The sequence below is a fragment of the Streptosporangium sandarakinum genome, from assembly GCF_013409935.1.
GTDB lineage: Bacteria > Actinomycetota > Actinomycetes > Streptosporangiales > Streptosporangiaceae > Streptosporangium > Streptosporangium nondiastaticum.
Genome location: NZ_JACCCO010000001.1, coordinates 2531577 through 2548801, shown reverse-complemented (window position 1 = coordinate 2548801; position 17225 = coordinate 2531577). Strand labels below are relative to the sequence as shown.

General features: G+C 75.0%; 17 protein-coding genes. 15 read left to right on the top strand and 2 right to left on the bottom strand.

From position 1 onward, the window contains the following. Positions 1–15 precede the first annotated feature (15 nt). The 12 genes from HDA43_RS11175 to HDA43_RS11120 all read left to right on the top strand — a co-directional run bounded on the left by HDA43_RS11175 (position 16) and on the right by HDA43_RS11120 (position 10429). A complete protein-coding gene (locus HDA43_RS11175) occupies positions 16–669 on the top strand; it encodes a TOMM precursor leader peptide-binding protein (protein WP_179819647.1) in 654 nt (217 codons plus the stop codon). 14 nt (positions 670–683) lie between these two features. Next, a complete protein-coding gene (locus HDA43_RS11170) occupies positions 684–2588 on the top strand; it encodes a TOMM precursor leader peptide-binding protein (protein WP_179819646.1) in 1905 nt (634 codons plus the stop codon). Beyond that, on the top strand, positions 2585–3325 hold the full coding sequence (locus HDA43_RS11165) for a nitroreductase family protein (protein WP_179819645.1): 741 nt from the start codon (positions 2585–2587) through the stop codon (positions 3323–3325). Before HDA43_RS11170 ends, HDA43_RS11165 begins: the two co-directional genes overlap by 4 nt. A 94-nt stretch (positions 3326–3419) precedes the next feature. Next, positions 3420–3602: a thiocillin family RiPP gene (locus tag HDA43_RS11160; RefSeq protein ID WP_179819644.1), complete on the top strand. Its 183-nt coding sequence runs from the start codon at positions 3420–3422 to the stop codon at positions 3600–3602. Positions 3603–3870: 268 nt separating this feature from the next. Continuing rightward, complete coding sequence (locus HDA43_RS11155) at positions 3871–4044, top strand: thiocillin family RiPP (RefSeq protein WP_179819643.1); 174 nt, start codon at positions 3871–3873, stop codon at positions 4042–4044. A gap of 18 nt (positions 4045–4062) precedes the next feature. Beyond that, positions 4063–4251, top strand: a complete 189-nt coding sequence (locus HDA43_RS11150) for a thiocillin family RiPP (protein WP_218911682.1) — start codon at positions 4063–4065, stop codon at positions 4249–4251. A gap of 153 nt (positions 4252–4404) precedes the next feature. Further along, positions 4405–4584 carry a thiocillin family RiPP gene (locus tag HDA43_RS11145; RefSeq protein WP_179819642.1) on the top strand — a complete coding sequence of 60 codons (180 nt, stop codon included), beginning with the start codon at positions 4405–4407 and terminating at the stop codon, positions 4582–4584. 224 nt (positions 4585–4808) lie between these two features. Next, positions 4809–5885, top strand: a complete 1077-nt coding sequence (locus tag HDA43_RS11140) for a PqqD family peptide modification chaperone (protein ID WP_179819641.1) — start codon at positions 4809–4811, stop codon at positions 5883–5885. Beyond that, positions 5885–8473 carry a lantibiotic dehydratase gene (locus HDA43_RS11135; protein ID WP_179819640.1) on the top strand — a complete coding sequence of 863 codons (2589 nt, stop codon included), beginning with the start codon at positions 5885–5887 and terminating at the stop codon, positions 8471–8473. The genes HDA43_RS11140 and HDA43_RS11135 overlap by 1 nt, the downstream gene beginning before the upstream one ends. A gap of 4 nt (positions 8474–8477) precedes the next feature. Beyond that, positions 8478–9494, top strand: a complete 1017-nt coding sequence (locus tag HDA43_RS11130) for a lantibiotic dehydratase C-terminal domain-containing protein (RefSeq protein WP_179819639.1) — start codon at positions 8478–8480, stop codon at positions 9492–9494. Next, positions 9491–9853 carry a hypothetical protein gene (locus HDA43_RS11125; protein ID WP_179819638.1) on the top strand — a complete coding sequence of 121 codons (363 nt, stop codon included), beginning with the start codon at positions 9491–9493 and terminating at the stop codon, positions 9851–9853. The genes HDA43_RS11130 and HDA43_RS11125 overlap by 4 nt, the downstream gene beginning before the upstream one ends. A gap of 354 nt (positions 9854–10207) precedes the next feature. Further along, complete coding sequence (locus HDA43_RS11120) at positions 10208–10429, top strand: hypothetical protein (protein WP_179819637.1); 222 nt, start codon at positions 10208–10210, stop codon at positions 10427–10429. Position 10430: 1 nt separating this feature from the next. On the opposite strand, the gene HDA43_RS11115 is transcribed toward HDA43_RS11120, so the two are convergent. Beyond that, the gene (locus tag HDA43_RS11115; protein WP_179819636.1) at positions 10431–13394 is read right to left on the bottom strand and encodes an AfsR/SARP family transcriptional regulator; all 2964 of its coding nucleotides are present in this window, start codon (positions 13392–13394) and stop codon (positions 10431–10433) included. Positions 13395–13792: 398 nt separating this feature from the next. Between HDA43_RS11115 and tsaB the strand changes: the two genes are divergently transcribed. The 3 genes from tsaB to tsaD are packed head-to-tail and all read left to right on the top strand — an operon-like array spanning position 13793 to position 15952. After that, entirely contained in the window at positions 13793–14476 is a 684-nt protein-coding gene (gene tsaB, locus HDA43_RS11110) for a tRNA (adenosine(37)-N6)-threonylcarbamoyltransferase complex dimerization subunit type 1 TsaB (protein WP_179819635.1), read from the top strand. Continuing rightward, on the top strand, positions 14473–14928 hold the full coding sequence (gene rimI / locus HDA43_RS11105; protein WP_179819634.1) for a ribosomal protein S18-alanine N-acetyltransferase: 456 nt from the start codon (positions 14473–14475) through the stop codon (positions 14926–14928). Before tsaB ends, rimI begins: the two co-directional genes overlap by 4 nt. Beyond that, entirely contained in the window at positions 14921–15952 is a 1032-nt protein-coding gene (gene tsaD, locus HDA43_RS11100) for a tRNA (adenosine(37)-N6)-threonylcarbamoyltransferase complex transferase subunit TsaD (RefSeq protein ID WP_179819633.1), read from the top strand. The genes rimI and tsaD overlap by 8 nt, the downstream gene beginning before the upstream one ends. Before the next feature lie 56 nt (positions 15953–16008). Here tsaD and HDA43_RS11095 read toward each other — a convergent pair whose 3' ends face one another. Continuing rightward, positions 16009–17175 (bottom strand): class I SAM-dependent methyltransferase, encoded by a 1167-nt coding sequence (locus tag HDA43_RS11095; RefSeq protein WP_179819632.1) that lies wholly within the window; start codon positions 17173–17175, stop codon positions 16009–16011. Between the last annotated feature and the right edge of the window lie 50 nt (positions 17176–17225).

The following is a 17225-nucleotide window of genomic DNA, read 5'->3' as shown; positions in this document are numbered from 1 at the left end:
AGGAAGGACACCGCGATGCACGAGCTTCACATGATCACGCTGGGCGGCTTCGGCGCGGCGGTGGCCGGCCGGGTGCGCGAGCTCCGGGACGGCGTCGCCGTCACCCCGGCCGACGAGCACGGCCACCTGGACCCCTCGCTCTGGCCGGCCGCCAGGGTGCGGGTGCTGGCCTCCTTCCGGCCCGCGCCGCGGCTGGAGGAGACCCTGGACGGCGCGTCCTTCGCCTACCGGACGCCCTGGTTCCCCGTCGTGCTGGAGCACCCCCGCCTGCGGGTCGGACCGGTCGCCGCCCCCGGGCACGGCGCCTGCGCCCGCTGCTTCGCGACGCGCCGCCGCCAGCACGACCCGACCCACCACCTCGGCGCCGTGCTGGCCGGCGCCTACGACGCCGACCCCGCCCTGGGGCCCGGAGGTCACCTGCCGCACCACACCGAGCTGGCGGCGCTGCTGACGGTCCGGCTGACGGACTCGCTGCTCGCCGACGGCGGCGCCGCCGAGGCCGGGCACGTGCGCCACGTCCACCTGCTCGACGGGACGCTGGGCCGTTCCACGGTCGTCGGCGTGCACGGCTGCCGCCGCTGCCGTTCCACCCCCGACCAGCGCGAATCGACCTGGCGCGACCTCGCCGACGAGCTGCCGGAGCTGCTCGCCCCGGCCGCCGGACACTAGTGATGGGACGAAACATGGCCAAGCCGAGCCTGGTCCCCGCGGAGGCGATGAGCCACGCGGTGGCCACCGACCCCCAGTTCCGGATGCCCCGGCGCCCCCGCCTGGTTCCCGGCCTGGTGACCCTCCCGCTGCCCGACGGCCTGCTCGTCGAGGGCACCCCGACCCGGCAGGCGCTGCGTGGTACCGCCGCCCGGGACCTCATCCCCCGGCTGCTGCCCGAGCTGGACGGCCGCAGGGAGGCGGCCGAGCTGGCCACGGACCTGGGGCTGTCGCCGGCGCACCTGCACCAGGCGGTGTCGCTGCTGTACACCTGCGGGATGCTGGAGGACGCCGCCGGGCCGGCGGTCCCCGAGGACACCCCGGAACCCGTCGCGACCTTCCTGACCCGGTCGATCGATTCCAGCCGGGTGAACGTCTCCGGGGGCGAGGCCGTACGGCGGCTCGCGGCCTCCGAGGTCGCCCTGGCCGTCGCCGACCCGGTGCTGGCCGGCGCGGTGCGGCGGCTGCTGCTCGCGGCGGGGGTGGGGACCGTGCGGCCCTGGACCGGCGACCCCGCGGGGGTGGATCTCGTCATCGCCTCCGGCGGAGAGCCCACGGGCGGAGAGCCCACGGGCGGAGAGCCCACGGACGGGGAGCCCACGGACGGGGAGCCCACGGACGGGGAGCCCCCGCCCGGCGGGGACCCGTCCGGGGCCGGGACGCCGGTGCTGCCGGTCCGCCTCGCCGGTGACGTCGCCTGGCTCGGGCCGTACGTCGACACCTCCTTCACCGCGTGCCTGTCCTGCGTCACCGCGCAGCGCGACGCGGCCGAGGACGGCGGCGGGCCGGCCACCCTGGACCGGGGGCTCGCCGCGGAGACCGCCGCCGCGCTCGTCACCGCCGACGCCGTCGCCCTGCTGTCGCGGATCGGCTCCACGCACGTCCTGCACGGGCTGGTGAGGGTGGATCTCGGCACCTGGCACCAGCGCTCCTACCCGCTGGCGGCGCTGCCGGGCTGCCCCCGGTGCGGCGGCGGCCCCGGGCTCGACCCCGGCTCCCGCCTCGACCTCGACTCCGATCCCGGTTCCCACCTCGACCCCGGCTCCGACCCCGGATCCGATCACGGCTCCGGCTCCGGCTCCGACCCCGGGTCCGATCACGGCTCCGGCTCCGGCTCCGGCTCCGGCTCCGCGACCGGAGCGGGACCCGGGACCGAGGTTCCGGTGGCGCTCGGGTACGAGGAGTCGGTCAGCTTCCCGCCCCGCCGCCTGACCAACCCGCGCGACCACCAGATCCACTACCGGCCGGGCAACCTGGCCCTGCAGGTGGAGTGCAAGCGCTGGCCCTCGGCCCGCCACGTGGAGCTGCCCGACGAGCCCTTCGGCCCGGTCCGCGGCCCAGTGCCCGCCACCGCGCGGGTGCCGCGGCCGGTCCGGCTGGACGCGGCCACGCTGGGCGCGCTGCTCCGGCGGGCCGGCGGCCTCCGCGACGACGGCGCCGCCGCCGCGCGCAAGGTACAGCGCTGGGCGCCCACCGGCGGCAACCTCGGCTCCCCCCAGCTCCACGTGATCGTCCGCGACGTGTCCGGCCTGGACCCCGCGGTGTACGGCTACCGCGCCGACACCCACCGGCTGGCCGTGCTGTCCTGGGCCGACCCGTACGCCGAGGTGGCGGGGCTGCCCGACGCCGAAGCCGTGGTCGTCGTCACCGGGGCGCTCGCCCGGGTCGCGTCGAAGTACTCGACCTTCGCCTGGCGGGTGCTGCACCTGGACGCGGGCGTCACGCTCACCCAGCTCCGGCTGGCCGCGGCCGACCGCGACGTCGCCACCCGCGTGGTGACCGCCTGGGACGACGCGGCGCTGGCCGCCCTGCTGTCCGCCGAACTCGACGAGGAACCGGTCACCGCGGTCCTCGCGATCAACCCGCTGGAGCCCCGATGACGACCTCGCTGCGCGACCACACCACGCTCTTCGCCCTGCTGCGGGAGCAGAGCAGGCTGACCGCCGAGGACGTGCGGACGGGACCGAGGCGGAACGGCGAGCCGGTCCCGCCGGTCGGCCCCCGCCGGCCGGTCCCCGCCGGGCTCACCGAGGTCCGCCCGGTGGCGGCCCCGAAGTCCGGACGACCGCTGGAGGACGTCCTGCGGACCCGGGTGTCGATCCGGGACTACGCCGAGCGGCCGGTCCCCGTCGAGGTGGTCGCCGCCGGCCTGGCGACGGCGTTCCGGCTGGACCGCGAGGCCTGGCCCGAGGAGTGGGCGGACGGCAACGGCCTGGGCGTGCTGGTCGCGGCCCGCCGGGTCGCCGGCCTGGCCCCCGCCCTCTACCGGGCCGACGAGGACGGCGCCCGCCTGGTGCCGCTCGCCGGGCTCGCCGACGGGCGGGCCGCCGAGGAGATGGTGCTGCAGATCGAGTACGCCGCCAGCCCCGTCATCCTCGCGGTCACCGGCTCGCTGTCCACCGCACTGCGGCGGCACGGCGCCCACGGCCACCGCACGCTGCTGGCCAGAGCCTCCGGCCTGGCGTACGCGGCCCTGGTGGAGAGCTGCGCGCACGGCCTGGCCGGCAGCGTCTTCGCCGGGTTCCTGCAGTCGGGCATGCGGCCCCTGGTCGACCTGGACGGCTACCGGCAGCGGCAGCTGTTCGCGGTGTCGCTGGGCTACCCGGCCGCCCCCTGAAGACCCCCGTGCGGCGCCCGCCGTACGGAGAGAAGCCCCGTGCGGTGCCCGCCGTACGGAGAACGAGGAAGAACCCACGGAGAGGAAGAACGAGATGGGTGACGCCAAGAAGAACGAGCCGGTGGACCTCTACGCGGAGGACCTGACCGACGTGGAGGCCGAGGACCTCCCCGGCGAGACCGCGCTCGCCTCCCTCAGCTCGCTGACCACCGCCGGCTCGGCGTCCTGCCCGGCCAGCTCCGCCAGCTCGCTGACCACGGCGGGCACCTGGGGCTGATCGGCCCCGCTGACCCCCTGAACCGTCCGAGGAGAGTCGGAAGTGGAGATGGATCTTTTCGCCGAGGAGATCAGTGACGACGAGCTGTACCTGTACCAGCTCGACGAGACCACGCTGCTGGCGTCCATGAGCACCGCCAGCACGCTGGCCTGAGCGTCCTGCCTCCGCCCCCGCACGGGGGACGCGGGGTGAGCCACCACCCGGCATTCCTCGGCAGACCGCACGACCTCGAACTCCAAACCCCAACCCCTTGAAAGGACCGACCACCATGGCCGACGAGAACGACATCGACCTGTTCGCGGAGGAGCCCGAGGAGCTCGCCGTCGAGGAGCTCGCCGACACCAACCTGCTGGGCACCTGGAGCACCGCCGGCTGCGCCGGATCGGCCTCCTGCCCCGCCTCCACCGCTTCCAGCGCTTCCAGCGGCTCGTCTTTCGGCTGATCGACAAGGAGGAACGAGATGAACGAGATGAACGACCACGACAAGGACCGGATCGACCTGGCGGCTGAGGACCTGGCCGCCGAGGGTCTCGACGAGGTGACCTCGGCGGGCTTCACCACCGCCAACACGGCCTTCACGGCCGGCTCGGCCAGCTGCCCGGCGTCGTCGGCCAGCACCGGGTCGTCCTTCTCCAGCACCGGCAACTGATCCGGGAACGGCGCGGGGACGGGTGCCCCGGGAACGAAGGCAGCGCTCCCGTGGCACCCCACCCGGCCCTCCCGGCCGGCGAAGGCTTCTGACCACGGGGGCTCCCGACCACAGCGAGGGAGCTCCCGGCCACCACGAAGGAAAGAGAGAACCATGAGCGACGTCAGCAAGGACCGGATCGACCTGGCGGCCGAGGACCTGGGCACCGAGGAACTGGACGAGGTGACCTCGGCGGGCTTCACCACCGCCAACACGGCCTTCACCGCCGGCACCGCGAGCTGCCCCGGCTCGTCGGCCAGCACCGCCTCCACCTTCTCCAGCAGCGGGGGCTGATCCCCGCGAACGCGGGAGCGCCGGGACCCGTGAGGTCCCGGCGCTCCCAGCGCTCTCAGCGCGATGCGGCTCCGATCCGCGAGCCGTCGAGGGTGAAGGCAGCACCCTCGACGCAGAGACCAGAAAGGCGCATTATGCGATCCGCCCCCCAGGATACCTCCGCCGGTCCGGCGGCGGCAGGCCGTACCGCGGCGCACGGTCCGGCCGGCCCCGAGACCGACTGGATGGTCTCCGTTCCGCTGCAGATCAGGCCGGACGTCGAGGTGATCACCGGTATCGACGACCGGCCGCTCCTGTACAACTCCGCCACCGGGCGCTACCTCGCCCTCACCCCCGCCGGCGTCCGCATGCTCGACCTGCTCGACGGCAGCAACACGGGCGGGGCGATCCTCGACCGGCTCACCGCCCACCGGGACGACCGGGAGACGGCCCGCGCCCGCGTCGGCGCCTTCCTCGACGACCTGCGGCAGGCGGGCGTGCTGACCGTCGAGCCGCGCGAGCCGGACCGCAGATCGAAGATCATGAAATTCTCGCTCCGCGAGCACATGCCCAGACTCAAGCTCACCGGCCGTGTCGGGCACGTCATGGAACCGCTCGCCACGCTGCTGCGGCGGCTCCCCGTCCGGGTGCTCAACGCCGCGGTGCTGGCGACGGCGCTCGCCGGCATGGTCGTCGGCCTGTACGCGCTGCTCCACCCGGCCGGCCACGGCTACCCCGCGCTGTGGTGGACGGCCATGCCGATCCTGATCGTCCAGGTGATCTTCCACGAGGCCGCGCACGCGCTGGTCTGCCAGTATCTCCGCGCCCCCATCAGGGAGGCGGGGATCGGCCTGATGCTCTACTTCATGCCGGTCGCCTACGTCGACCGGACCGACGCCTACCGGGTCAGGAGCCGCGGCGGCCGGGTGATGATCGCCCTGGCCGGTCCGCTGAACGACCAGGTCTGGTACGGCGCCGCCGGCGTCGTCGCGCTGACCGTCCCGGGGCAGGTGGGCGACATCGCCTACGTGCTGCTGGTCCTGCAGACCATGCTGACCGTGGTCAACCTCAACCCGCTGCTGCCCTCCGACGGCTACCACGCCATCACGGCCGCGAGCGGCGCGGTCAACCTCCGCGGCCGGGCCTTCGCCTACCTGGCCCACGTGGCGCTGCGCTCGCCGCTCCCGTCCGGTATGCACGCGCTGGGCCGCTGGAGGCGGGCGGGATACCTGCTGTTCGGCGCCCTGTGCCTGCTGTACGCGGTGGGCCTGGCCGTACTGGTGCTGCGGAACCTGTGGAACATGATCGGAGGGATCGTCTGATGACCGTGATCCTCCCGCCTCCCGCCCGGCCGGACGGCGAGCACGCCGCGCCCGTCCCGCCGGACGCCGGGCACGTGGCCCCCGCCCTGGCGGACGGCGAGCGCGCCGCCCACGCCCTGGCGGACGGCGAGGTGGGTGACCTGCGGATCGACCGGGTGAGCGGGCTGCCCGCCGCCGCGGCCGACCTCGACCTGGTGGAGACCGGGCGGCTGCTGGACGAGACCGCCGCGGCCGAGGAGATCCTCGCCGGGCTGGCCGACCCGGTCAGCGACGTCCTCTACCGGCTCGTGCCCCGCCTGGACCACGACCCCGCGCTGCGGCGGCTGGTGCTGAAGGTCAGGCGCGCCACGCACGGCGACAGGCGGCCCGGGGCCGGTGCGGAGGACCTCGGCCGCATCGCCGCCGAGCTGGACGGCGACGACGCCTCGCTGTTCCGTCGCTGGAGCGCGGCGGCCCGCACCCGCGCGGACCTGCTCGGCCGGCTGCCCGCCGTCTACGAGGAGGAGACCGCGGGGGCCGGGCGGCGGCTGGGCGCGCTGCTCGCCGAGTCCGCGCTGTCCACCGGCATCGCGCACGCCAGCGCCGGCCTGCTGCGGCACGTGGACCTGACGGACCTGCGGCCGGGCGGCAAGGCGTCGCGTTCGGTGCTGTCCTACGCCGCCCGCGCCGCCCGTAAGACCAGCCCCTTCTCCACCTTCACCGGCGTCGGCCTGCACGGCAGGCCGAGCACGGGCCGCAGCGCCACCGCTCTGTCGCAGACCCACGTCTTCGCCTGGCTGCAGGCGCTGGTCCGCGACGAGCGCCTGGTGACCGCGTTCGAGCTGGAGCCGATGGGGGCGCTCCGGACGATCGACGGCGAGCCCCGGGCGCTGGTCTCGGCGTACCGGATCGGTGACGCCTTCGCGTGGCGGACCGACGAGATGGTGGACGTCACCGTCTACCAGGCGATCATCCGGTCGCTGGCCGGCGTCGGCCGGGCGGGCGCCGCCGAGTACCTCATCAGGCTGGGCGGCGAGGACCCGTTCGCCGCGCTGCAGCGCCTGCTGGACGCCGGGATGCTGCGCGTCGTGGCGCCGTGGCCCCGCGGCGACCGCGCCCCGATGCTCGCCCTGGCCGAGTGCGTTCGCCGCGTCGGCACCGAGTACGCCGCGCGGACCGCCCGCGAGCTGCGCGAGCTGCACGCCGACGCCGTCGCCCTGGCCGGGCAGGACGGCGAGCGGCGGGTGCGGACGCTGGAGTCGATGGCCACGCGCGCCACCGACGCCCTCGGCCGCCTCGGCGTCCCCGCCGAGCGGACCGGGTTCGCCGTGTACGACGACGCCGAGGCGGTCGCCGACGTCCCCGGCCTGGGCGAGCACGTCTCCGCCGACCTGCGGGAGCTCGCCCGCCGGATGCGTCCGATGATCTTCCGCAGTCACCTGTACGACATGCTCGTCGAGATCTTCGTCGAACGGTACGGCGCGGGCGGCCGCTGCCCGGACGCCCTGCGGTTCTGCATGGAGGTCTCCAACATCCCGGACCTGACGCGGCGGCTGTTCGCGGCGGTCCGCGCGGACGCGCGCACCAGGGGCCGGCCCACCGACCGTGCCTGGCTGCCCGTCGGCCCCAGCTCGGCGCCGCCCACCGCCGCCGTCGCCTACCAGGTCGCGGCCCCCACCCCGGAGGCGGCCGGCGCGGGCGGGCACCTGCTGGTGGTCAACCAGTTCAACGCGGGCTCCGGCGGCCTGGTGTCGCGGTTCCGCGCCACCCTGGACGGCCCGGACGGGCTGGCCGGGCGGCTGCGCGCCTGGGTGGGCGGCAACTTCCCCCGGGCCCGGCCGCGTGAGCTGGTCATCTCCGCCGACGTCAACGGGCTGCAGTACTCCTGCGCGGGCGCCATGCCCGCGCTCACCTGGCCCAGCGAGACGCCGCACGCCGACCCGGGGGACTCCGTCGCGGTGAGCGAGCTGTCGGTGGTCCACGACGCCGCGACCGGCACGCTGAACCTCCTGGACGCCCAGGGCGACCCGGTCGCCCCGGTCTACCTCGGCGTGGTGCCCGCGCACATGGTGCTGGGCCCGGCGCGTTACCTGATGGTCATCGGGGACCCGTGGGTGCTGGGGGCGCGGATGGCCTGCACCCGCGGCCCGTCGGAGCCGGTCACCGAACCGGTGGGGGAGGTCGAGCGGGTCGGGCGCGAGGGCTTCGGACGGGTCGTGACGCGCAGGGCCGCCTGGCGGCTCCGCCCGGAGTCCTTCCCCCGCCCGGACAAGGGGGAGTCCCCGGACGCCTACTTCCTGCGCGCCGACCGGTGGCGGCGCCGGCACGGCATCCCCGAGGAGGTGTTCGTCTCGCTGGAGACGCCCGGCATCTCACTGGAGCACGGCAAGCGCAAGCCGGTCCCGCTCAGCTTCCGCAGCCCGCACTCGCTGCACGCCGCGGCCGGTCTGGACGTCACCGGGGTGGTGGCGATGTCGCTGGCCGAGTCCCTGCCGGGCCGCGACGGCCACTGGCTGCCCGGCCCCGGCGGGCGGGCGCACGCGGCCGAGCACGTGTCGTTCGTCCGGTGGACCCGGCCCCCGATCCCGCCCCGGTCCGGGGAGGGGTGACCCGATGTTCGACGTGCCCGAGTGGTGGTTCGTCCGCCTGTACACCGGCGGGTTCGCCGCGAGCGACGTGCTGGTCAGCGAGGTCCTGCCGCCGCTGGTCGCCGAGGCGCGGGCGCACGGCGCGTTCCGCTGGTTCTTCATCCGCTACACCGATCCCTCCGGACCCCACCTGCGGGTACGGGTGTTCGGTCCCCGGGAGACCGTGGACCGGATGCACCGTTCGCTGGCCAGGGTGCAGCGCCACGCCGACGCGGTGGTGGCCGGTACCGGGGCGGATCCGGGCTGGCTGGCGCCGTTCCCCATGCGCCGCATGCTGGGCGACTCCGGAACGGGCCTGGCCTCGGCGCTGTACGAGCCGGAGTACGGCAAGTACGGCGGAGCGCCCGGCGTGGAGCTGGCGGAGCGCGTCTTCGAGTTCTCCAGCGACCTCGCCATCTGGGCGACCGCCCGGTTCGGCAAGATCCCCGAACGGGCGGCGCTCGCGGTGCTCCTGCTGCGCGAGGCGGTCCGGGCGATGCTGGAGGGCCGGCCGGGGGATCTCGGCCCGGAGCCGGTGATGCCCCCGGCGGACCGGCGCCGGCTCAACGTGAGCTGGGACCGCTACTGGCACCGGCACCTGGCCTGGTGGACGGCTGACCTGGCCAGGCACGCCCCGGAGCTGCAGGCGCAGCTCCGGCTGCACGCCGAACGGGACCCGCACCGGGTCCGTTCGATCACCGGGGAGCTGTGCGGCGACAGCTCGGTCGATCCCTGGCTGCGCCGCTGGGGCCAGGTGATCGACGACTCCCTGGTGCGGGCCCACCGCATGCGCATAGGTCTCACTCCGCAGCACCTTGTTTTCCACCAGGCGCACATGATGATGAACAGGCTGGGCTTCCTTCCCCGGGAGGAGGCCTTCCTCGGCGTCATCGCGGCCGGGTCACCGGCGGAGACCTCTTCCGGATCGTCAGCCGGCAGTGGAGCAACCGGCACTGGAACAACCGGCAGTGCGACAGTCAGCATTCGAAGGAGAGAGCAATGACGAACGTCGTGACAGGGCGGTCCGCGGGGATCCGCCGGGGCCTGCTCATCGCCGCCGCCGGAACGCTGATCATGGGCGTCGGCATGACCGTGGTCCGGGATGCCGCGTGGATCCTCGGCGCGGGGGTGGCGGTGCTCGTCGTGGGATGCGTCCAGGCGGCGATGGCCGCGCGCGGGCGGACGGGGGCGCGGCGGCGGACGTCGCCCGCCTGGATCGGCGGTGTCGCGGTCGCCTTCGCGGCGGTCATGATCGCCGCGGTCCGGATCGCGGGCGCCGGCCACTGGTGGGTGTGGACGGTGGTGGGCGCGCTCGCCGCCGCCGTGCTGGTGGCCGTCGCGCTGCGGCAGGGGCGTGCCTGAGGGCGCCCCGCCGCCCGGCGCCCCGGCGGGGGCCCGCGTCCCGGACGATCCGGGACGCGGGCCCCCGCCGTTTTCCGCTCCGCGCCCGCTGTTTTCCGCTCCGCGCCCGCTGTTTTCCGCTCCGCGCCCGGCCGTCCTATGCCCGGCCGGCCCGTGCCCGCTGTCCTGTGCCCGGCCGTCCCGCCTCCCCGCGCCGTTCCGTGCCCGGCCGTTCTCCGCGAGGTCCGCCGCGCGGGGAAGGGGTCGGCTCCGTGGCCGTGAGCAGGGAGAACAGCGCGAAGAAATTGGCGGGAAATAGGCGGCCCCTAGTGTCTGGAGGTGTCAAGCGGACGCTACGGAGATGAGGAAGTCGACATGAAGCGCGAGGCCAAGACGATGCTGGCTCTGGTGATCTGCGGCCTGATCCTCGGCCCGGTGGCGGCGGAGGCCGCTCAGGGACCGGCCGGCGGCGAGTGCGTCCCGGTGTCCTGCGACCAGGGCCAGGAGCCCGGCAACGGCCCCGGTCCCGGCCACAACGGCGGCAACGGTCACGGCGGCCCCAGCGGGGGCTGGAGCGGCGGCGACATGTGGGGATGACTCAGGGGACGAGGTCGCCCGGCTGCGCGCCGAGATCCGCCAGGGCCGACAGGGCGCGCTTCTCCCAGATGGGGGCGGTGTCGTCGGCCGCGATGGCGGCGGTCTCGCGCAGCAGGGCGACGGCCCGCTCCGGGTCCCCACCGGCGATCATCGCCTGGGCCAGGGAGAAGCAGGCGCGGGCGTGGGCCGCGGCCTGTCCCGCCTCCTGCGCCACCTGGCGGGCCCGGGAGAGGGTCTCGCGTCCGCGGTCGAGCATCCCCTGCAGGATCTGCGTCTCACCGAGCCCGCACAGGATGTACGCCTCGCCCAGCGCGTCGCGGCGCTGCCGTACCAGTTCCAGGGCCTCCTCGAACGCCGCCGCCGCCCGCCGGACGTCACCGCTGCGCAGGTGGAGCTCGCCCAGCCGCCACAGCGCCTGGGCCTGGCCACGCCGGTAGCCGACCCGCTCACAGATGGCGAGGGCCTCCCGCAGCCTGGTCCTCGCGAGCTCGTAGTCCCCGCGCAGGATCGCGATCTGCGCCATGCAGCCGAGGACGTGCGCCTCGGCCGCGCGGTCGCCGGCGTCCCGGAGCGCGGGCAGCGCGGCCTCGTAGCGGGCGAGCGCCTCGGCGTGGTGACCGCGGAAGTGCTCCGAGAGCCCGAGGTAGCGCTGTGCCAGGGCCTTGCCGTGCGCGTCGCCCACCTTCTCGAACAGCTCCAGGGCCGTGTCGAGCAGCCGGGAGGACTTCACTCCGTAGTACAGCTCCAGGCTGCCCAGACTGTAGGACATGGCCGCCTCGCCGAGCAGCGCGCCGCTCCGCCGTACGGCGGCGATGGCCTGCTCGTGCGTCCGGCGCCAGTCGTCGAGGTAGCCCCTGGCCTCGAACAGCGTGACGCCGGCCAGCGCGAGCTCCCAGCACAGCTCCGGGAATCCCGACTCGGCCGCCTGCGTCACGCCGACCACCAGCGTGTGCCGTTCGGACTCCAGCCAGTCCAGCGGCATGGCGAGCAGGTTCTCGTCCAGTCCGTCCGGCGGCTCCCAGTAGGCGCCCGCACCCCGGATGATCGTGAAGTCGCCGCCCCGCTCCCGGCGGTTGGCCTCGTGCGCCAGGGCGAGGAGGCGGCCGAGTACGCGGGCCAGCGCGCCGCTGCGGCACTCCTCCGGCTCCTCGGCCAGCACCCGTTCCCTGGCGTAGAGCCGCACCAGGTCGTGCATGCGGTGCCGGAGGCGGCCCGAGGCGTCCGGGCCCACGGTGTGCACGAGCTGGGCGTCGAGCAGCTCCTCCAGGCAGACCTGGGCCTGGCCGAGACCGGTGCCGAGCAGGGCCGCGGTCACCCAGTCGGCGAAGTCCGGCATTCGCAGCAGGCCCAGCCGCCGGAACAGCTCCGCGGCCGGCCCGCTCAGCCCCTGGTAGCTGAGCGAGAAGCCGGCCCGCAGCCCCACCTCGCCGTGACTGAACTCGGCGAGCCGGCGCTGCTCGTCGTCGAGCCGGGCGGCCAGGCTGGCCGGGGTCCAGTGCGGCCGGGCCAGGAGCCGGGCGCCCGCGATGCGCAGGGCGAGCGGCAGCCCGTCGCACAGCTCGGCGAGCCTGGCGGTGGAGCAAGGGTCGGCGGCGATCCGCTCGGGGCCGACGATGGTGCCGAGCAGGGCGGCGGACTCCTCGGGGGTCAGCGTGGGCAGCCGCATCGGGTGGGCGCCCTCACGCACCACGAGGTCGATGAGCTGGTCGCGGGTGGTGATGACGACCGCGCAGCCGGGACTGCCCGGCAGCAGCGGCCTGACCTGCGCGGAGGTGCGCGCGTTGTCCAGCACGAACAGCACGCGCCGGTTGGCGAGCATGCTGCGCAGCAACGCCTCGCGGTCCTCCAGCCCGGCCGGCACGCGCTCGCCGGGGACCCCGAGGGTGCGCAGGAACCGGTCGAGGGACGCCTCCGGGGTGAGCGGCTCGGTCTGCGCGGTGTAGCCGTGCAGGTCGATGAAGAGCTGCCCGTCGGGGAAGTGCTCGGCCACCCGGTGGGCCCACCGTACGGCCAGGCCGGTCTTGCCCGCGCCGCCCATGCTGGTCACGACGATGCAGGCGGGCACGCCCGCGGCGCGGCTCTCGGCGAAGACCCGGTCCATCTCGGCCAGTTCGCGCTCGCGGGCGACGAATCCGGCGACGTTGGACGGGAGCTGGGCGGCCGTCACCGGGGCCGCCGGGACGACGGGGATCGACGGGCGCGGGGCGGGGGACACCGCCAGCTCGCCCCGGAGGATCGCGTCGTGGGTGAGCCGGAGCTCCTGGCCCGGGTCGACCCCCAGCTCGTCGGCCAGGAGCTTACGGCCCTGGCGGTAGACGTCGAGGGCCTCGGCCTGGCGGCCGGCCCCGCACAGCGCCCGCATGAGCGTGGCGCGGAGCCTCTCCCGGAAGGGGTGGCGGCCGACCAGGTCGGTGAGTTCGGTGATCACCTCACCGCCGAGGCCGTGGACCAGCCGCAGATCCAGGTATTCCTCGATGACGCCGAGCCGCCACTCCTCCAGCCTGGTGGCCTCGGTGCTCATGATGTCGCTGTCGAGGCCGGACAGGGTCTCACCGCGCCACAGGTCCAGGGCCGACCGAAGCCGTTCGGCCGCGGTCGCGGGATCGTTCTCCTCCGCGGCCGCGCGGCCGGCCCTGACCAGTTCCTCCGCCGTGTTCAGGTCGACGGTGACGGCCTCGGGGCGGAGCTGGTAGCCCGGTGGCACGGCGGCCACCAGCTGCTCACCCGGGCCGTGCAGGACGCGGCGCAGCCGGGTGACGCAGATGGCTATCTGGTTGCGCGCGGACGCCGGGGGACGTTCGCCCCAGACGGCGTCGATCATGAGGTCGAGCGGGACGACCCGGCCGGCGTTCAGCGCGAGCAGCGCGAGAACGACGCGCTGACGCCGGCCGGTTATCTCCAGGGCCGTTCCGTCCACCATTGCGTCCACGGGTCCGAGGACCCGTACCTTGCGGAGGTCGCTCAAAAAATCTCCCCGTGACCGGCCGAAACCCCTTCATGGCTTTCGTGATCATCAATATCTTGAAATTTAGGGTATAGAACGCCATTCGTGAATCTTTTACTCTTATGTCTGACTTTTGGTTACGGTGGAGAGAATCCTTTTCCGCCCCCGAACGCGCCGCCGGGACCGGCGGGGGGAGCGGGATTCCGGTGGGACGGCCGCCGGCCGGGGCCCGGCGCCCGGACGGCCCCGATCTCCGCGGGCCCGAGACGGGGGAGCGGGATTCCGATGGGGCGGCCCCGATCTCCACGGGCCCGAGGCGCGGACGGCCCGGTTCTCACGGGGTTCTCCACGGGCCCCGGGCCCGGACGGCCGCCGGGAAGCGGTCCCGGCTCCCGCGTGACGGACTAGGCTAACTGTTCGTGCTGGTCCTGGCCTTTGATACCGCGACCCCCGCCGTCACCGCAGCGCTGCACGACGGTGAACGGGTCCTCGCCGAGTCGACGACCGTCGACGCCCGCCGCCACGGCGAACTGCTCGTGCCCACGATCGAGACCGTCCTGCGGGAGGCCGGCGCCACGCTCGCCGACGTCACCGTCGTCGTCGCGGGCGCCGGACCCGGCCCCTACACCGGCCTGCGGGTCGGCCTGATGACCGCCCAGGCCCTCGGCGCGTCGCTCGGCGTCCCGGCGTACGGCGTGTGCACGCTCGACGCCGTCGCCTACGGCAGCGGGCTGTCCGAGCCGTTCCTGGTCGCCACCGACGCCCGGCGCAAGGAGGTGTTCTGGGGCCACTACGAGGACATGCGGACCCGGCTGTCCGGCCCCGCGGTGAGCCGGCCCCACGACCTGCCCGCCGACCTCCCGCTCGTCGGCGCGGGCGCGCGGATGTACGCCGAGGTCGTCGGCGCCTCCCGGCTGCTGGACGCGCCCGAGTACCCCTTCGCCGGGGCGCTGGCGTCGCTGGCCGCCGAGCAGCTCGGCGAGCCCGACGTCCGCGAGGTCGTGGAGAGCGGCACGCACCCCGTGCTGAGCCTGCCCCGCCCGGTGTACCTCCGCCGCCCCGACGCCCAGGTGCCCGCTGCGCCCAAGAAGGTCGGCACATGACCGTGACGCTGCGCACGATGACCGAGGACGACCTGTCCGCCGTGCTGAAGATCGAGCGGGACACCTTCCCCGCGGACGCCTGGAGCGAGGGCATGCTCCGCGACGAGCTCGCCGGACAGCCCGGCACCCGCCACTACGTGGTGGCCGAGGCCGGCGACGGGATCATCGGCTACGCCGGGCTCTTCGCCGCCGGCGACCAGGCCGACGTGCAGACCATCGCCGTCACGGCCGACCGGCGGCGCACCGGGGTCGGCGGCGCCCTGCTCACCGAGCTGCTGGCCGAGGCCGGACGGCGCGGCGTGCGGTCGGTCTTCCTGGAGGTGCGCGCCGACAACCCCGCCGCGCAGGCGATGTACGAGCGGTTCGGCTTCGTCCGGCTCGGCCTGCGCCGCCGCTACTACCAGGACGGCACCGACGCGATCACGATGCGGAAGGATCTCATCCATGAGTGACGAACCCCTGGTCCTGGGCATCGAGACCTCCTGCGACGAGACCGGGATCGGCATCGTCCGGGGACACACCCTGCTGGCCAACACGATCGCCTCCAGCGTCGACGAGCACGCCCGCTTCGGCGGCGTGGTGCCAGAGGTGGCCTCCCGGGCGCACCTGGAGGCGATGACCCCCACCGTCGAGCGGGCGCTGGAGCAGGCGGGCCTGCGCTTCTCCGACATCGACGCGATCGCGGTGACCGCCGGGCCGGGGCTGGCCGGCGCGCTGCTGGTCGGCGTGGCCGCCGCCAAGGCGTACGCGCTGGGCCTCGGCGTCCCGCTGTACGGGGTGAACCACCTGGCCGCCCACGTGGCCGTGGACCAGCTCGAACACGGCGCCCTGCCCAAGCCCTGCATCGCCATGCTCGTCTCGGGCGGACACTCCTCCCTGCTGCTGGTGCCCGACGTCGCCAAGGACGTCATCTCGCTCGGCTCCACGGTGGACGACGCCGCGGGCGAGGCGTTCGACAAGGTGGCGCGGGTGCTCGGCCTGCCCTTCCCCGGCGGCCCCTACATCGACCGGGCCGCCCGCGACGGCTCCGGCACGGCCATCGCCTTCCCCCGGGGCAAGTACGACGACGGCACCCTCGACTTCTCGTTCTCCGGCCTGAAGACCGCCGTGGCCCGCTGGGTGGAGGCCAGGGAGAGGTCCGGCGAGCCGGTCCACGTGCCCGACGTGGCGGCGTCGTTCCAGGAGGCCGTGGTCGACGTGCTGACCCGCAAGGCCCTCCAGGCGTGCCGCGAGCACGGCGTCCAGGACCTGCTGATCGGCGGCGGCGTGGCGGCCAACTCCCGGCTGCGCGCCCTGGCACAGGAACGCTGCGACGCGGCCGGGGTGCGGCTGCGCGTCCCCCGGCCGGGGCTGTGCACCGACAACGGCGCGATGGTGGCCACCCTGGGCTCCGACCTGGTGGCGGCGGGCGTCACCCCGTCGTCCCTGGAGATCCCGGCCGACTCCTCGCTTCCGATCACCACCGTCCACGTCTGACGGCACGGCCCAGCGCGCCCCGGGGACCACGGGGCGCGCGGTCCTTTCTCCGCGGGTCAGGCCGGGCTGCAGATGAGGGCGAACGGCCGCTCCCCGACGCGGGTGAGGACCACCGTCGCGGACCCGCCGCCGGAGAGCCGCAGATCCCTGCGCAGACGCTCCACGTCGACCGCCGAGCCGCGCTTCTTGACCGTCACGGTGCCCGCCCCGCGCTCGCGCAGCGCCGCCCGCAGCCGCTTGAGCGAGAACGGCATCATCTCGTGCACCTCGTACCGCGCCGCCCAGGGCGTGGTCGCCCCGGTGTCGCCGGTGATGTAGGCGATGCGCTCGTCGAGCAGCCGGCCGCCCACCTGCCGGGCCACCTCCGCCACCAGGTGCGCCCGTACGGCCGCGCCGTCCGGCTCGTAGAGGTGGCGGCCTATCGCGCCCACCGGGGCGGGCTCCGCGTCCGGATCCGGCGTCAGCGTCACGCCGGACGGCAGCATCGTGGCCCTGCGCCCCGCGTCTCCGGCCAGGCCGCCGCACCAGATCGCGGCCTCCTTGACGTCGCCGCGCCAGGAGACCCACTCGGCCTCGGCGCCGTCCGGGATGAACTCGTACGGGATGCCGGGGGCGACCTTCAGGCAGGCCGCCGGGGCCTTCGCCACCATGCCGAGGACCTCCGGCCACGGCGGAGAGTAGGCCATCGGGTCGAACGTCCTGCCCCGCGCGGTACGGCGGGCGGGATCGGCGAACAGCACGTCGAAGGCCGACGGGTCGACCGTGGCGGCCTCGGCCGCGCGGACCGTGACGCGGTCGCCGAGGCCCAGGGCGTCGGCGTTGGCCCGCGCGACGGCGGCGGTGAGCGGGTCGGCGTCCACGGCCTCCACGACGCAGCCCGCCCTGGCCAGCGCCAGCAGGTCGCCGCCGATCCCGCAGCAGACGTCGGCCACCCGGGAGCCGGCCGGGACGCGCCGGGCTCGGTGGTCGGCCACCTCTCGGCGGGTGGCCTGCTCCAGGCCGTGCGGGGTGAAGTACATGACGGCGGCGTCGGAACCGAACTTCTCCCGCGCGCGCTCCCTGAGCGCCGCCTGGGTGAGCGCCGCGGAGGTCAGGGCCGCGTCGTAGGTCCTGCGCAGCCGCGTCACCGCGGCCACCGGGCCGTCACCCGCGGCCTCGGCCGCCGCCGCGAGGGCCTCCTGGCCGCGCGGCGTCAGCAGTTCCCGGAATGCGTCGAGGTCCACACCGCCCGACGCTACCGCCTGGCCGGAGGCCGTCGGCGCGGCGCGGTGAC

Bases quoted from the DNA above. Each gene is read 5' to 3' on its own strand.
- HDA43_RS11120 (WP_179819637.1), top strand. From the start codon at position 10,208: ATGAAGCGCGAGGCCAAGACGATGCTGGCTCTGGTGATCTGCGGCCTG.
- HDA43_RS11160 (WP_179819644.1), top strand. From the start codon at position 3,420: ATGGGTGACGCCAAGAAGAACGAGCCGGTGGACCTCTACGCGGAGGAC.
- HDA43_RS11140 (WP_179819641.1), top strand. From the start codon at position 4,809: ATGGTCTCCGTTCCGCTGCAGATCAGGCCGGACGTCGAGGTGATCACC.
- HDA43_RS11165 (WP_179819645.1), top strand. From the start codon at position 2,585: ATGACGACCTCGCTGCGCGACCACACCACGCTCTTCGCCCTGCTGCGG.
- HDA43_RS11150 (WP_218911682.1), top strand. From the start codon at position 4,063: ATGAACGAGATGAACGACCACGACAAGGACCGGATCGACCTGGCGGCT.
- HDA43_RS11170 (WP_179819646.1), top strand. From the start codon at position 684: ATGGCCAAGCCGAGCCTGGTCCCCGCGGAGGCGATGAGCCACGCGGTG.
- HDA43_RS11130 (WP_179819639.1), top strand. From the start codon at position 8,478: ATGTTCGACGTGCCCGAGTGGTGGTTCGTCCGCCTGTACACCGGCGGG.
- rimI (WP_179819634.1), top strand. From the start codon at position 14,473: ATGACCGTGACGCTGCGCACGATGACCGAGGACGACCTGTCCGCCGTG.
- HDA43_RS11175 (WP_179819647.1), top strand. From the start codon at position 16: ATGCACGAGCTTCACATGATCACGCTGGGCGGCTTCGGCGCGGCGGTG.
- tsaD (WP_179819633.1), top strand. From the start codon at position 14,921: ATGAGTGACGAACCCCTGGTCCTGGGCATCGAGACCTCCTGCGACGAG.
- HDA43_RS11135 (WP_179819640.1), top strand. From the start codon at position 5,885: ATGACCGTGATCCTCCCGCCTCCCGCCCGGCCGGACGGCGAGCACGCC.
- HDA43_RS11145 (WP_179819642.1), top strand. From the start codon at position 4,405: ATGAGCGACGTCAGCAAGGACCGGATCGACCTGGCGGCCGAGGACCTG.
- HDA43_RS11125 (WP_179819638.1), top strand. From the start codon at position 9,491: ATGACGAACGTCGTGACAGGGCGGTCCGCGGGGATCCGCCGGGGCCTG.
- HDA43_RS11155 (WP_179819643.1), top strand. From the start codon at position 3,871: ATGGCCGACGAGAACGACATCGACCTGTTCGCGGAGGAGCCCGAGGAG.